The sequence below is a fragment of the Methylocystis parvus OBBP genome, from assembly GCF_027571405.1.
GTDB lineage: Bacteria > Pseudomonadota > Alphaproteobacteria > Rhizobiales > Beijerinckiaceae > Methylocystis > Methylocystis parva.
Genome location: NZ_CP092968.1, coordinates 774,552 through 789,427 on the forward strand (window position 1 = coordinate 774,552; position 14,876 = coordinate 789,427).

Genomic DNA, 14,876 nt, shown 5'->3' on the forward strand with positions numbered 1-14,876 from the left:
CCCCATGGTGGCCAATTTCGAAAGCGTGCAGCAGCTCGGGAAAGAACAGTTCGAGGCCGTTTCAGCCGCCGCTGCGGCCGTCACGAAGGGCTGGCAGAGCATCGCCGCCGAGACGACCGACTACTCCAAGAAGTCTTTCGAGAAGAGCCGTCTGCTGGCGGAAAAGCTCATCGCGGTGAAGAAGATCGACGAGGCCTTCGCGCTGCAATCCGATTTCGCGAAATCCGCCTATGAGGATTTCGTCGCCGAGGCGACCAAGATCGGCGAACTCTACACCTCCATGACCAAGGAGGTTCTCAAGCCGATCGAAACCGCGACCAAGACCTTCACGGCGGCGGCCGAGTAAAAAATCTTACGCCGATGCGCGACAGATCGCTGCTAGACGCCCGGCAAGTTCGCCGGGCGTTGTTTTTTGAACTATCCTTTTTTCCGCGCCGGAGGGGCGATGGCCTGCTCCGAAATCGACAAAGATGAAGACTCGCGGGCAGGCGGACGCAAATGCGCCGCGCCGGCCGGAATGGGGGCGAAGGTCGAAAATGCTTCCCGTCGACCTTTCCCATCCGGTCGTCGTTCTCGGGCTCGTATTGATCTTCGCGGCGCTGTTTGGAGACGCGGCCGAGAGGCTCGGCGTCCCCTGGATCACCGGATGCATCCTCGCGGGCGTCGTTCTCGGGCCGGATGCGATCGGCGTTCTGACGCCCCAAAAGCTCTCCGATTTGGGGCCCTTCCTTCAGGCGTCCCTCGCGCTCATCGCTTTCAACATCGGCAGTAAACTGACTGGCGCCCGGTTAAAAGCGTTCGGCGCGAGCATCGGTTGGCTCGCGCTCGTGCAGCTGCTCGCGCCGATGGCGGCGGTGCTCGCCGCGATGGCGGCGCTTGGCCTTCCCTGGCCCACGGCCCAGATCGCCGCAGCTGTTTCGCCCGCAACCGCGCCGACGACGACCTATGCGGTGGTTCGGCGCCTCGGCGCGTCCGGCCCTTTCGTCGATCGCGCGCTTGGCGTTCTCGCCATCAATGATGCTGCTGCGATCCTTCTCTTCAGCGTCATCTCGTCGATCGCCGTCGCCGGGCTCGCCGCACAGAGCTCGGCGGCGGAAACCTGGACCGCGCTGGCGGCGGCGGGGAGAGAAGAAGCGCTTTCCGTCGTGACGGGAGCCACGTTAGGCGCGTTTTATCTTGTCCTGCGCGACGTCATCGCTGGCGGCCGGCCGGGCTGGGACGATCGGTTGCGCGCGACGCTCTACGCTCTCCTGCTTCTCGCGGTCGGGACGGCGCTCGCTTTCGGATTGTCGCATCTCCTGACGACCCTGGCGATGGGCGCCATGGTGGCGAATGGCGTCGGGCGGGCCGAGCGAGAGGCGACGCAAGCCTCCGTCGGCGACATCGAGCAGCCGCTTTACATGATCTTCTTCGTGCTCGCCGGCGCGCATCTGCCGGCGACCGACCTCGTCGGACATGGCGCGGTCGTGATGGCGGCCCTCGTCTATGTTCTGTCGCGCGTCGCGGGAAAATATGTCGCGGTCTTCCTCGGCGCGACGGCGCTGCGGCTCGATCTGGCGACGAGACGCTATCTCGGCCTGTGTTTCCCCTCTCAGGGGGGCGCCGCCATGGGACTGGTGCTCGCCTGCAACGGCTCGCAAGCGGTCCGCGGACTCTCTCCCGACGCCGGGAGCCAGGTGGAAATGGCTGTCTCCATCGTCCTTCTTGGCGTGCTCTTCTCGCAGATCTTTGGCCCGATCGTCATCGATTACGCCGTTCGCCGCGGCGCGGCGAGTTCCGCAACCGGCGGTGGAAATGCATAAGTAGGCAATTTCGTGCAACTTTTTCGAAAGCTTCGCGTTTAGCTCCCATCTACTTTTTGGGCTAAGGGGAAAATTTCATGAGACAGTTTCTGATGAGCGCCAGCGTCGCCGCCGCGCTGTGCATGGCTGCGGCGCCGGCCAACGCCCAGGCGACTCGAACCTGGGTTTCCGGCGTCGGCGACGACGTGAACCCATGTTCGCGCACGGCCCCCTGCAAGACCTTCGCGGGGGCGATCTCCAAAACCGCGAGCGGCGGCGAGATTGACGCGCTCGATCCGGGCGGATACGGCGCGGTGACGATCACCAAGCCGATCACAATCGACGGCGGCGGGACGTTCGCGAGCATTCTCGCGAGCGCCACGAACGGGATCAACGTCAATATCTCCGCAACTTCGCCGACGCCAAATGTGGTCTTGCGGAACCTGTCGATCAACGGAGCCGGAACCACACTCGGCCTGACAGGGATCAACGTCCTCGGGGTGGGCGCCAATGTGCAGGTCGAGAACGTCAAGATCGAGAATTTTTCGACGACCGGCATTCGCTTCGCGCCGAACAACGCGACCTTCGTCTCGAAGCTTTTTGTGAAGGACACGGTGATCAACGACGTGGCCGGCGGCGGCATCACCGTCGCGCCGACCGGCGGGGCCAACGTCTTTGGCGAGGTCGACAATGTCACCGTAACGCGCAGCGGCCACGGCGTGCGCGTTCAGGATCGCGGTCTCGTCACGGTGGTCAACAGCCATTTCTCCGAGAATACCGGAGCCGGCGCGACCGTCGTGACGAGCGGGGCGGGGATCTTCACCGAACTCAGCATCAAGAATTCGGTCCTGTCCGCCAACCTGACCGGCATTTCGACGAGCGGCGCGAGCTCCATCGCGGCGCTGACGAATACCTCGGTCTTCCTGAACGGCACCGGCGTCTCGGCGTCGGGCGGCACGATCAACACCTTCGGAAACAATCAGGTGTTCGCCAATACGACGAACGGCGCCTTCAACGGATCGCAGGCGCAGCAGTAGCGGCTGCCGGGCGGGACGCGGCGGCCCGCCCCCTTTCTTCTCTAGTGGATGACCGCGCGCCGCTGTTTCAGCCGCGCCTTCGGATCGTTACATTCATCTCAGGATTTCCCCAGGCGGCGAGAGCCTGCCGAGAAAGCGGTCCGAGATGCGCGCCGAAAAAGCCGGATTCGTCCACCTTCATCTGCATACCGCCTATTCGCTTCGCGAAGGCGCGCTCACCATCGGCAAGCTGATCGACCTTGCGGTCCGGGACGAGCAGCCGGCGCTCGCCGTAACGGACACAAACAATCTTTTCGCGGCGCTCGAATTTTCGGAGAAGGCGGCGAAGGCCGGCGTTCAGCCCATCGTGGGCGCGCAGCTTCGGGTTGATTTCGGCGACGGCAAGCCGGGGAGCGTGTCGGGCCGGGACGACGGCTTCGCCAATGTCGTGCTGCTCGCCAAGACCGAAGCCGGCTATCTCAATCTCATGCGCGTCGCCTCCCGCGCCTATCTCGACACGGCGGAGGGAGACGAGCCGAATGTCTCGCTTGCCGCCCTGGCCGAAGACGCCGCGGAGCTGATCGCTCTGACAGGCGGGCCGGAAGGCGCGCTCGACCGCATGTTCGCCGCCGGCCGCCCGGAGCTGGCGCGCGCCCGGTTCGAAACGCTTCAGGAGTTTTTTCGGGACCGACTCTACGTTGAAATTCAACGTCATAATCTTCAAGCTGAACGTGAGGTGGAGCCTCAGCTTCTCGATCTGGCCTATCGCCGGGGCGCGCCGCTGGTCGCGACCAACGAGCCCTATTTCGCGTCCCGGGGCGACTTCGAGGCCCATGACGCGCTGCTCTGCATCGCCGAGGGAACCGTCACCGGCGTGACAGATCGTCGGCGCGTCTCCCCCGAGCATTATTTCAAGACGCGCTCCGAAATGCTGGCGCTGTTCGCGGACCTGCCGGAAGCGACAGCCAATACGGTCGAGATCGCCCGGCGCGTGAGCTATCGCCCGCGCACCCGCAAGCCGATCATGCCGCGCTTCCTGCGCGACGCCCCCGGCGACCGGCCGCTGACCGATGTGGAGGCGGAAGAGTTGCGCCGGCAGGCGACGGAGGGGCTCGAAGCCCGGCTCGCGGCGCATGGCCCGGCCGAGGGCCACGACCGCGAGGAATATTTCAGGCGCCTCGACTTCGAGTTGAGCACGATCGAGAAGATGGGGTTTCCCGGCTACTTCCTGATCGTGGCCGACTTCATCAAATACGCCAAGGCGCAGGGCATTCCGGTTGGGCCGGGCCGCGGTTCGGGCGCGGGCTCGCTGGTCGCCTACGCCCTGACCATCACGGATCTCGATCCGCTCCGCTTCGACCTCTTCTTCGAGCGCTTCCTGAACCCCGAACGCGTCTCGATGCCGGATTTCGACATCGACTTCTGCCAGACAAGGCGCGGCGAGGTGATCGACTATGTGCGCGACCGCTACGGCGCGGACCGCGTGGCGCAGATCATCACCTTCGGCTCCTTCCTGGCGCGCGGCGTGCTCCGCAGCGTCGGTCGCGTGCTGGAAATGCCGCTGGGACAGGTGGACAAGCTCGCCAAGCTCGTGCCGCAGAATCCGGCCAAGCCCGTCAGCCTCGCGGAAGCGGTCGCCGGCGAGCAAAAATTGCGCGAGGCGGCGGAAGAGGACGAGCGCGTCGCGCGGCTCTTCAAAATCGCCGGCGCGCTGGAGGGGCTATACTCCAACGCCTCGACCCACGCCGCCGGCGTCGTGATCGGCGACCGGCCGCTTCACGAGGTGACGCCGCTCTATCGCGACCCGAAATCGGACATGCCGGCGACCCAGTTCAACATGAAATGGGTCGAGCCGGCAGGCCTGATCAAATTCGACTTTCTGGGCCTCAAGACGCTGACCGTGCTCGCCATGGCGGGCAACCTCGCGCGCCGCCGCGACCCGAACTTTGATCTCGCCAAAATCCCCCTCGACGACGCGGACACCTACGCCATGCTTGGGCGCGGCGAGACGGTGGGCGTGTTTCAGCTTGAAAGCGCGGGCATGCGCAAGGCGCTGGTCGAAATGCACGCCGATCGTTTCGAGGACATCATCGCCCTCGTCGCGCTCTATCGGCCGGGCCCCATGGCCAATATCCCGACCTATTGCGCGGTGAAGCTCGGGGACGAGGAGGCCGACTACTACCACCCCAAGATCGAGCCCATTCTGAAGGAGACCTTCGGCGTCATCATCTATCAGGAGCAGGTGATGCAGATCGCCCAGGCGCTCTCGGGCTATACGCTCGGCGAGGCCGACATGCTCCGCCGCGCCATGGGCAAGAAGATCAAGGCGGAGATGGACGCGCAGCGCGAGCGCTTCGTGAAGGGCGCCGTCGAGCGGGATCTGACGAAGGAACGCGCCAATTTCATTTTCGACCTTCTCGCGAAATTCGCGGATTACGGCTTCAACAAGTCGCACGCCGCCGCCTATGCGCTGATCGCCTACCAGACGGCCTGGTTCAAGGCGCATTATCCGGCGGAGTTCCTCGCCGCCTCGATGACCTTCGACAAGAGCCAGACCGACAAGCTGGCCGAATTCCGCGACGAGGCGCGCCGGCTCGGCATAAATGTCGAGCCGCCCTCGATCAGGCGCTCGGGCGTGGATTTCGACGTGGCGCCCGGGCCGGACGGCAAGCTCGCCATCCGCTACGCGCTTTCCGCCATCAAGGGGGTGGGCGAGGGGCAGGCGGAGTCGATCGTTCGCTCCCGCGCCGACAGGCCGTTCAAAAGTCTCGCCGACTTCGCCAGCCGCATCAATCCGCGCGAGGTCAACAAGAAGGTGCTGGAGAATCTCGCAGCCTGCGGCGCCTTCGACGAATTGGAGCCCAACCGCGCCCGCGCTTTCGGAGCGACAGAGGGCGTACTCGCGACCGCCAACCGCCATGCCGAGGATCGCAAGGCGGGACAGAACGCGCTTTTCGGCGCCGCCGAGGCCGACGACCTCGTTCTGCCCAAGGTTCAGCCCTGGCCGGCCGGCGAGGTCCTACGCCGGGAATATGAGGCGGCGGGATTTTTCCTTTCGGGCCACCCGCTCGACGCCTATGCCAGTCTCCTACCCAAATTGAGGGTGTCGCGCTGGGTGAAATTCATCGCCGACGTGAAGGGCGGAGCGACCGCGGGACGCCTCGCCGCCGTGGTTCTGGACCGCGCCGAGCGCCGCACCAAGTCGGGTTCGAAGATGGGCATCGTCCAATTGTCGGACACGACCGGTCAGTATGAGGCCATCCTTTTCTCGGAGGCGCTCAACCAGTACCGCGACGCGCTGGAGAAGGGCGCCGCCGTTCTCGTGACCCTTTCCGCCTCGGTCGAGGGCGACGACGTGCGCGCCCGCATCGTCGCGGTCGAGCCTTTGGCCGCCGCAGCGGCGCGCGCGCAGAAGGGATTGCGGATTATCGTCGGAGATCAAAGTCCGATTGATAGGATAAAAAGCAGGCTAACGGGAAAGGGGGAGGGCGAAGTCTCTCTCCTGATCAAGCGCGACGTCGCCCCCGAGGAGATCGAGATCCGGCTACCCGGCGCCTATCCGGTCAATGCCGACGTCGCCGCCGCGCTGAGAGAAATTCCCGGCGTTCTGGAGGTGGAGCATATGTGACCGGATCTTTGCATCAGGTTTAACTTCAACATCAATTAAATTTATAATTAAATTTAAAATCAGTGTATTATGAATATGTTTGAAAGCGATGAATTAGTTTCTAACCGTCCCAGGGCTTGCGTCGGAGCAAGGTTTGGACAATGCGTCTGGCAGGCTTGATCCCGTGCCCGGCTTTGATACGGTTGGGTGCGCCTTCCGGCATGGAAGCATGTCTTGACGCATTGATCGGACTTAGAGCAGAAGGCCTCCCGGTCCTGAAAAAAGTCCTAACGGGGAGAAGTTCAATGTCGAAATCACTGATCGCCAAAATCGCTCTTTTCGGATTGGCCGCGGCGACCTTCGCCTCGCTGTCCTCGCCGGCTTTCGCATTCGGCGGATGCGGGCGCAACGGCCACAGAAACGCGTGGGGCGCCTGCGTTTACGGTGGCCAGAACCAGGGCTATTGCGCAGCGGTCGGCGGGACGCCGGTGCGCATGCCGAATGGCAATGTCCGCTGCGTCCGATAAGTCGTGACGCTTCATCGGTAGAATCCGATTGCTCGCCTCGCCGCCTTCGGACGGCAGGCGAGCAAGAAGCCCTTTGGACTTAAAGCCCTTTCCCGACGTCATCATTCTTTGCTGCACGCCGGAACAAGCGGAAGCGGACAGGCGTTGAAACGAAGCAGTTGCGTGCGGGGCGGGGATCGACGGGGGATGTCGCATGGATGCGTTCGTCGCCATGGATGGCGTCGTCGCGAGCCCTCAGGCTTACGGCGCTTTCTTCTTGTTCCCTTTTTTGATGATTATCGGAGCGGCTATCGGCTGCGCGCTGGCCAGGCCTCTGCGGCTGTGCGCCTGGACGACTTCGCTGGCGATGATGGGCGTGTGCGGCGCCTGGATGGGGGCTGAAGTCGCCTACCTCTTTGGGCGGGTGGAAATAGGGGGCGTTCACCAGTTCCTTGCGGCTGTCGTCGGGGCCGGCCTGTTCGCTTATGTCTGGCGTCGCGCTCATCAACCCGTTGCGGTCGATCCCGACTCCGGCGTTGCCTTGCACGAACCACCTGCATAGATATGGGCGCAGGGAGGCGCCCTGTGCCCACCACGATCGATCTGCTGAAAGACGACCCCCGGCCGCGGGGAGATGAAACGCGGTCGCCCGCGGCGCTGCGCCACCCGGAAAAAGCGGCGCGGCCGGATCAGCCGGTTCTCCGCAAACCGTCATGGATCCGGGTCAAGGCGCCCGGCTCGGCCGCCTGGGCCGAAACCAACGCTCTTCTGAACGGCGCCGGCCTGACGACCGTCTGCCAGGAGGCGGCGTGCCCCAATATCGGCGAGTGCTGGGAGAAAAAGCACGCCACTTTCATGATCATGGGCGAGGTCTGCACCCGCGCCTGCGCCTTCTGCAACGTCGCGACGGGCCTGCCGGCGCCGCTCAATCCGAGCGAGCCGGGCAGGGTGGCGGCCGCGACAAGGGCGCTGGGCCTCAGCCATGTCGTCGTCACCTCGGTCGACCGCGATGATCTCGCCGATGGCGGCGCGGCGCATTTCGCGCAGACCATCGGCGCCATTCGCAAGGCCTGCCCGGAAACCACGATCGAAGTGCTGACGCCCGACTTCCTGCGCAAGGAGGGGGCGCTCGAGCGCGTCGTGGCGGCCGCGCCCGATGTCTTCAACCACAATCTGGAGACCGTGCCCTCGCTCTATGTGACGGTGCGGCCAGGCGCCCGCTATTTCCACTCGCTGCGTCTGCTCCAGCGCGCCAAGGAACTGAATCCGAAGCTCTTCACCAAATCCGGCCTGATGCTTGGCCTCGGCGAGACCCGCAACGAGGTGATGCAGGTGATGGACGACATGCGCGCCGCCGAGGTCGATTTCATCACGCTGGGCCAATATCTCCAGCCGACGCGCAAGCATCATCCGATCGACCGATTCGTTCCTCCGGAGGAATTCGAGGCCTATAAGGCGATCGCGCTGGCCAAGGGCTTCGCCTATGTCGCGTCCTCGCCTTTGACCCGCTCCTCGCACCACGCGGGAGAAGATTTTTTGCGTTTGCGGGCGCGGCGGGCCGGCCAAGGGTTCGGAGCGTAACAAGCCCGCGATCGAATATGGCGTCTCGTCGCCCGATTGCCCAGCGGGAAGCCGTCGCGCGCCTTCGCGAAGGTTTCCGGCAATCCCCTCTGAATCAGTTTTTTTCGCCAAGCGTCTACGATCCGGATAACGCATTGCAAAGCATAGATATTTGAAGAGAGCTGAAACTTGATCCGATTAATGTTTGTTTCGGACCTTGGGCGTAAAATGGGACTAGGGTGAGCCGTCGTCCATGAAGCGCAACGCGTCCGCTTCGACTACCGAAGAGCAAATCATGACGAAGATACTCAAGACCTTCTTCCGCGACGAGTCCGGCGCGGCCGCGATCAAATACGGCCTGATCGCCCTCCTTATCAGCATCGCCATCATCGCCTGCATAAATGCTCTCGGCGTCAATCTGTCGAGCGCTTCGCTAAAGCTTCGGGCAACCTGACCTGATACACCCATTCGACCGCCGGCGGAGCAGCCTGCGGCAGCCAGACAAAAGGCGGCGCGTCACAGCGCCGCTTTTTTCATATTCCGATCGCGGCGGAAATCTCGGCGAGAGTCGCCTGTTCGGCCGCGCTCACCTTCTCCCCGCCAAAGCCCAGGAAACCGCCTTCGGTCCCCGCTTCGGCGACGAGTTTGGCGATATAGACGAGCCAGTTCTTGAACGGCCGCGCTTCCGCGGGCGCTCCGACATCGAGAATCTTGGACGTGTTGCGCAACTCCTCCAGCGCCCGGGTCTTGATCTCCTTCAGCTCCGCGCCCTGGATCAGCAGGCGCACGCCTTCTCGCGCCTGCGTGCGACCCTCCGGCGTCAGAAGATCGTCCACCACCGCCTTGATCAGGGCGTCCGCGCCAGGATCAGCCTTGGCCGCGGCCAGGGCCTTTGCGCTCGCCATGCCTTCCTGCAGCGCGCCGATAAAGCCGCTCGGGTCGCCGGCGCTCACAGCAAAGCCCACAAGAAGCGGCGCTTGCAGAATTTTATTCCATTGGTCCGATGTGAAATTTGCCTTGGTCGCCATAACCTCGTCCCACGAAAAGATATTTGCATCAGGCTCGAACCCTAGACCGTTCTTGTGATCGGAAAAAGAGCCATATGCGCCAGCGTTTCCTCGCTAGCGGAAATGGCGTAAGAGCGCTCCCTTATGAAGAGCTTTCGCACCCGCCGCCATGTGGCGCACAGCGCCGCAGACATGTTCGCGCTCATCTGCGACGTTGATGCCTATCCCCAATTCGTGCCGCTCTGCGAGGGGATGAAGGTGCGCCGCCGCGTGGAGAAAGCTCCGGGCGTGATCGAGCTCGTCGCCGACATGCAGGTGGGGTTCAAGGCGATTTGCGAGCGCTATTCGAGCCGCGTCACCTGCGACGCCAACACGCTGGACGTCAAGGTCGATTACATAGACGGGCCGTTCCGCAAGCTGGACAATCGCTGGTCCTTTCGCGACGAGGCGCCGGGGCCGGACGGCAGGCCCCGCTCCCTCGTGGACTTCTTTATCGCATATGAATTCAAGAGCGTGGCGCTGGGCCTCGTCATGGGCGCCATGTTCGACAAGGCGTTTCAAAAATATGCGGACGCCTTCGTGGCGCGCGCCGACGCAGTCTACAAGCGGCGCTGACGCTTTAGTCGCCGATCGCCGCCAGCAGCATATCGAGCGCCTGATCGACCGCGGCGGCGCGTATGTCCGCGCGGGAAAGGGGACCGAAGCGGCGCTCGATATGGACGACCGCGCCGCCGCGCCGCGCGCTCGCGAAATGAACGAGCCCGACCGGCTTTTCGACCGATCCGCCGCCCGGACCGGCGATCCCGGTAATCGAGACGGAAATGTCGGCGGCCGACCGCTCCAGGGCGCCCAGCGCCATCGCGCGGGCGGTTTCCGCGCTGACGGCCCCGTACGCGGCGATCACCTCCGCTGGAACGCCGAGCGCCTCGACCTTTGAGGCGTTTGAATAGGTGACGAACCCCCGTTCAAAGACGTCGGATGCGCCGGCGATCTCGGTCAGGGCGCCGGAGACGAGGCCGCCGGTGCAGGATTCAGCCGTCACAATCATCATGGCGGCGTTCTTAGCGTTTACGATAACCATATTAGCTTTTACGTTAATCGTATTAACCATGGCGATTCAGTCCTGTCCGGGCTTGGCGCGCAACGCCTTTACGCCGCCGCGCAGCTTCTTGCCCTCGAGGCGGCGGATCTTCGAGCCCAGGGTCGGCTTGGTTTTTCGGCGTGGGGGCGGGGGCGGGGCGGCGGCCTCGCGGACCAGATCGACGAGGCGCTCCAACGCGTCCTCGCGATTGCGCTCCTGCGTTCGGTGACGCTGCGCTTCGATGATCAGAACGCCGTCCTTGGTGAGGCGCGCGCCAGCGAGCCGTTCGAGCCGCATCCTGACGCCCTCCGGAAGGCTCGGCGAACGCCTGACGTCAAAGCGAAGACGCACCGCGCTCTCTACTTTGTTGACATTCTGCCCGCCCGGCCCGGAGGCGCGAAGAAATTCGAGCGCGATCTCGGAGTCCTCAAGGGAAAGTGTCGGCGTGACGCGGATCATGCGGCTGTGAGCCTGGAACGGGCGGCGCGACGAGAGGCCGGGCCTTCTACATTCTATCGGAGGCGCGCCGGCGGTCTTGTCAAGACGGCGGGGAAATCGTTGCGGGCTACTGGCGTCGTCGCGGCCGGGCCTGTCCCGATCGCCCCTCAGGATAACCCCCTCCATAGCGACGGCGCGTCGGGAGCGGCGCCTTTCTTCTTCACCGGTTCGGCTCACCTTTCGGCGGAAGGAAGGCAAATTCGACGCATCGGCCAGCCGTCATTCGCCGACTCCGGCGAGGCGGCTCCGGCTGGCGAGGCGGGATCTTTCGGCGGACTGGCGCGCATCCATGACGGCCGTTCGAACAAAAATGCGAACACGGTGCCGCGAGCCGCTGTTCGTACGAATGTTGGAACCAGCACCCCCGCCGCCGTCACGATCAGCGCCGTGGCGCCGCCGTCCGGGACAAGGCCCGTCTTGAGCAGCACGGTTCGCGCCGCCGCCATCGGCAGGAAGAAAGCGAGATAGATGGCGAGCGATTGCCCGCCGAGGCGGCGCAGCGGCGCCAGCGCGCGCGTCTGCGCCAGCATCGCCGAGGTCGAGACGACCGCCGCCGCGCCCACGAAGCCGAGCATGAGCGAGACGCCGGGCAGGGCGGCGTAGCCCATGTCCACCGCAAGGCCATTGATCACGGCCCATGCGCCGATCACGACGGCCGTCCGCCCCATATTCCGGCGCGCCTTCTCAGCAAGACAGAAGACTTGCGGCGCGAAGAGATAGCCGGCGTAAAAATAGACGAAGCGCCCGGCGAATTCGTCGATGACGGTCGAGCCGGTGTAGAGGTTCGAAATCTGCAGCGCGGCCGCGACCAGCAGCACGGCCTCAGGGGGCGTGCGCCTCAGGAGCTTCGTCGTCACGAAGAAAATCGGCAGCAGATAGATGAACCACAAGGTGCCGAAGGGCTCGATCATCGCAAAGGCGAGACTGCCGAGGATCGAGAAAGGATCGCCGTCAGCGAGCGCGAATTTCGGCAGGCCCTGAATCAACGTCCAGAGCACGAAGAAATAGACGAAATGCAGAACCTTCCGGTCGAGATAGTCGCGCCAGGGCCGGTTGATCGTTCGCGAGAGGAAGAGGCCCGCGACGAGGAAGAAATCCGGCATCCGGAACGGGCGCGCCCAATCGATAAAGCCATGCAGCCATGTGACGCCGTCGAGCGCCTCTTCGACGCCGAGCGTCGAATGCATCATCACCACGAGGATGATGCACCAGCCTTTGGCGTAATCGACCCAATCCACGCGCTCGGTCGTGCGGCTTATGGGCGTCGCCTTGGTCCAAGGCATCGGCTCTTGCTCCATCGGCGTCCGCTGTAAAAGGGCGGGCCTATCGAACCGGAGGATGGGCGACGTCACTGCAATTGTCTTCAACTTTGCGAAGTTAGGGTGAAATTAACCACCTTTCGCGTATTAACTTCTGGCGCGCGTCACGCGCTCTTCTTGATCGCCCCGGAGTCGCGCATCCGCAGCAGCCGGCCGAGATTGTGGTCGGAGACGAACGCGTGCAGGGCGTCGGCCTCCAGCGGGCGACTGAAGAGATAACCCTGAATCTCGTTGCAGCCATGCTCGCGCAGGAACGCCTCCTGCGCTTCCGTCTCCACGCCTTCCGCGACAACGCGCAGTTTCAGGGCCTGACCGAGCGAGATGATCGCCTCCGCGATCGCGCGATCATTGGGATCGGTCAGGATGTCATTGACGAAGGAGCGGTCGATCTTGATCTTGTCGAGCGGTATCTGCCGGATGAGGGCGAATGACGTATGGCCGGCGCCGAAATCGTCGATCGCGAGCTTGACGCCCGTCTCCTTGATCGCCCGCAAGACCATCAGGGCGTCGCCGGCGTCCTGCATCACCATGTTTTCGGTGATTTCGAGCTCCAGCCAATCCGGCTCCATACCGGCCTTCGCGAGCGCCTCGCAGATGTCCGAGACGATATGATCGTCATAGAGCTGACGCGGCGAGAGATTGACCGCGACCGAGACCGGACCCAGCCCCTGCGCCCGCCAGGCCATGTGTTGAGCGCAAGCCCGCTCCATCACCCATTTGCCCATCGGCACGATGAGACCGCTTTCCTCGGCGATCGGAATGAAGCGGTCGGGCGGGAGCAGACCCAATTCGGGGTGACGCCAGCGCAGCAGCGCTTCGACGCCGGTGATCGCGCCGGTCGCGATACAGCGCTTGGGTTGATAGACCAGGAGGAACTCGTCACGCTTGATGGCGCGACGCAGATCGTTCTCGAGCGTCAGTCCCTGCAGCGTTTGCGTCTTCGCCTTGGGCGAGAAGAGGCGCACGACGCCTTTCCCTTCGGCCTTCGCCAGATACATCGCCGAGTCGGCGTTTCTTAGAAGCGTCTCGTCATCCGCGCCGTCGCAGGGATAGAGCGCGACGCCGATGCTGGCGCTGACCCCGCATTCCTGTCCGGCGATCGGCATCGGCGCGGCTATGCAGGCGAGGAGAGACTCGGCGACCCGCACCGCGTTTCTCGGCGTATCCATGTCGTGCAAGATGACGACGAACTCGTCGCCCCCGAGGCGCGCGACGGCGTCGCATGCGCGCAGGCACGTTTTGAGCCGCGCGGAGACTTCGCGAAGCAGCGCGTCGCCCGCCGCATGTCCAAGCGTGTCGTTGATCGCCTTGAAGCGATCGAGATCGACGAAGAGCAAGCTGAAACGGCCCTGGCCGCCGCGGCAGGCGTCCACCTTCTCTCGCAGGAGTCGGGTGAAAAGGGCGCGATTGGGCAACCCGGTCAGCGCGTCATGGGTGGCGAGATAACGCACGCGCGCTTCCGCCTCCTGCCGCTCCGTCACGTCTTCGTAAATCACCACAGCGCCGCCGTCCTCTTGCGCCGCCTGGGTCGCGGAGACGACGCCGCCGTCCCGCCGTGGGATCAGCGTGCATGCGGTGCGACCGGCGCGCAAATTGACGAAGATCTCCCGGACGAAAAGATCGGCGCTTTCCTGCGTGAGCGCGCCACTCGCCTGCAGCGAACTGGCGAACGCCTCGATCGTCTGGCCGGCGGAAATATTTGCGGCGGACGTTCCGAAGGCGTTCGCCACGCGCGCATTCGTCACCACGAGCCGACCGTCGCCGTCAAGCATGCAAAGGCCTTGCGGCATGTTGTTGAGCGCCGCGTCGAATCTTTTGTTCCGCTCCTCGAGCTGTTGCGCGAGCTTTGAGGTCTGCTTACGGGCGTAGAGGACCCGAAGCATGTTGGCGGACTGATAGAAGCAGATGTCGAAGGCGCTGACGGTGAAGACGAAGAAGGTGAAAGCGAGGATGTAATAGGCCGCCTCGTTGCGCGCGAGCGCGGCGGCGCAGACCGGCGCGACATTGAACAGGAGCTGTCCGAGCGCGATGTGGCGAACGCCCGAATTGCGGACGACCGCGCCCGCCGTACAGCCTGTCGTCACCGTCAGGACGAGCATATGAACGACCGCGTCGTTCGTGTCGCGCAGCGCGACGACGTCGAGCGCGCCGAGCGCGCCGGAAAAGGCGTAGGCGCCGACAGCGTAGATCGCCTCCCATTTGGTCAGGGCCGCGCGACTTCGATCTTTCGCCCGGTCGCGCCGACGGTAAGCCAGGACGGCGCCCACTCGCACGCAGGAGACGAAGGCCAGCAGGGCGGAGCAGTAAGCGATCTGCGGCAGGTCCGCATAAAGCGCGACCGCGAAGGTCAAGGACGCCGAACTGGCGGCGCCGAGGACAAGCGAGACGAACGGCGCGTAGAGCGAATCCACGAGATCCGCCAGAACGTCGGTCGTCAGACGCGGGTCTTTTCTAAAAAACCTTTTCAGGGAAAAAAGTTGCATGAACGCCCCTCGTTCACG

14 protein-coding genes are annotated in these 14,876 nt (G+C 64.0%); 9 read left to right on the top strand and 5 right to left on the bottom strand.

Translation table 11 applies throughout. From position 1 onward, the window contains the following. Positions 1–4 precede the first annotated feature (4 nt). The 8 genes from MMG94_RS03850 to MMG94_RS03885 all read left to right on the top strand — a co-directional run bounded on the left by MMG94_RS03850 (position 5) and on the right by MMG94_RS03885 (position 8,924). Positions 5–346: a phasin family protein gene (locus tag MMG94_RS03850; protein WP_016918643.1), complete on the top strand. Its 342-nt coding sequence runs from the start codon at positions 5–7 to the stop codon at positions 344–346. A 190-nt stretch (positions 347–536) separates the two neighbouring features. Continuing rightward, entirely contained in the window at positions 537–1,802 is a 1,266-nt protein-coding gene (locus tag MMG94_RS03855) for a cation:proton antiporter (RefSeq protein WP_016918642.1), read from the top strand. A gap of 77 nt (positions 1,803–1,879) precedes the next feature. Next, entirely contained in the window at positions 1,880–2,818 is a 939-nt protein-coding gene (locus MMG94_RS03860) for a right-handed parallel beta-helix repeat-containing protein (RefSeq protein ID WP_020372399.1), read from the top strand. Between the two features lie 145 nt (positions 2,819–2,963). Further along, positions 2,964–6,425, top strand: a complete 3,462-nt coding sequence (gene dnaE, locus MMG94_RS03865; protein ID WP_016918640.1) for a DNA polymerase III subunit alpha — start codon at positions 2,964–2,966, stop codon at positions 6,423–6,425. A 284-nt stretch (positions 6,426–6,709) separates the two neighbouring features. Then, positions 6,710–6,931, top strand: coding sequence for a GCG_CRPN prefix-to-repeats domain-containing protein (locus MMG94_RS03870; protein WP_016918639.1), 222 nt, complete (start codon positions 6,710–6,712; stop codon positions 6,929–6,931). A 193-nt stretch (positions 6,932–7,124) separates the two neighbouring features. Further along, on the top strand, positions 7,125–7,472 hold the full coding sequence (locus MMG94_RS03875) for a hypothetical protein (protein WP_016918638.1): 348 nt from the start codon (positions 7,125–7,127) through the stop codon (positions 7,470–7,472). Positions 7,473–7,474: 2 nt separating this feature from the next. Then, entirely contained in the window at positions 7,475–8,491 is a 1,017-nt protein-coding gene (gene lipA / locus MMG94_RS03880; RefSeq protein WP_040578935.1) for a lipoyl synthase, read from the top strand. 274 nt (positions 8,492–8,765) lie between these two features. Continuing rightward, on the top strand, positions 8,766–8,924 hold the full coding sequence (locus MMG94_RS03885) for a Flp family type IVb pilin (protein ID WP_081495595.1): 159 nt from the start codon (positions 8,766–8,768) through the stop codon (positions 8,922–8,924). A 79-nt stretch (positions 8,925–9,003) separates the two neighbouring features. Here the strand turns inward: MMG94_RS03885 and MMG94_RS03890 are convergent, their stop codons facing one another. Then, the gene (locus MMG94_RS03890) at positions 9,004–9,498 is read right to left on the bottom strand and encodes a hypothetical protein (protein WP_016918635.1); all 495 of its coding nucleotides are present in this window, start codon (positions 9,496–9,498) and stop codon (positions 9,004–9,006) included. 123 nt (positions 9,499–9,621) lie between these two features. Here MMG94_RS03890 and MMG94_RS03895 point away from each other — a divergent pair, with 123 nt between their 5' ends. After that, positions 9,622–10,092 (top strand): type II toxin-antitoxin system RatA family toxin, encoded by a 471-nt coding sequence (locus tag MMG94_RS03895; protein WP_016918634.1) that lies wholly within the window; start codon positions 9,622–9,624, stop codon positions 10,090–10,092. Between the two features lie 4 nt (positions 10,093–10,096). Here MMG94_RS03895 and MMG94_RS03900 read toward each other — a convergent pair whose 3' ends face one another. The 4 genes from MMG94_RS03900 to MMG94_RS03915 form a co-directional block, all read right to left on the bottom strand. Next, a complete protein-coding gene (locus MMG94_RS03900) occupies positions 10,097–10,528 on the bottom strand; it encodes a CinA family protein (protein WP_244415203.1) in 432 nt (143 codons plus the stop codon). A 66-nt stretch (positions 10,529–10,594) separates the two neighbouring features. After that, entirely contained in the window at positions 10,595–11,017 is a 423-nt protein-coding gene (arfB, locus tag MMG94_RS03905; RefSeq protein WP_016918632.1) for an alternative ribosome rescue aminoacyl-tRNA hydrolase ArfB, read from the bottom strand. A 212-nt stretch (positions 11,018–11,229) separates the two neighbouring features. After that, entirely contained in the window at positions 11,230–12,339 is a 1,110-nt protein-coding gene (locus MMG94_RS03910; RefSeq protein ID WP_154420039.1) for an acyltransferase family protein, read from the bottom strand. Between the two features lie 140 nt (positions 12,340–12,479). Continuing rightward, positions 12,480–14,858, bottom strand: a complete 2,379-nt coding sequence (locus MMG94_RS03915) for a putative bifunctional diguanylate cyclase/phosphodiesterase (protein WP_016918630.1) — start codon at positions 14,856–14,858, stop codon at positions 12,480–12,482. Positions 14,859–14,876: the final 18 nt, after the last annotated feature.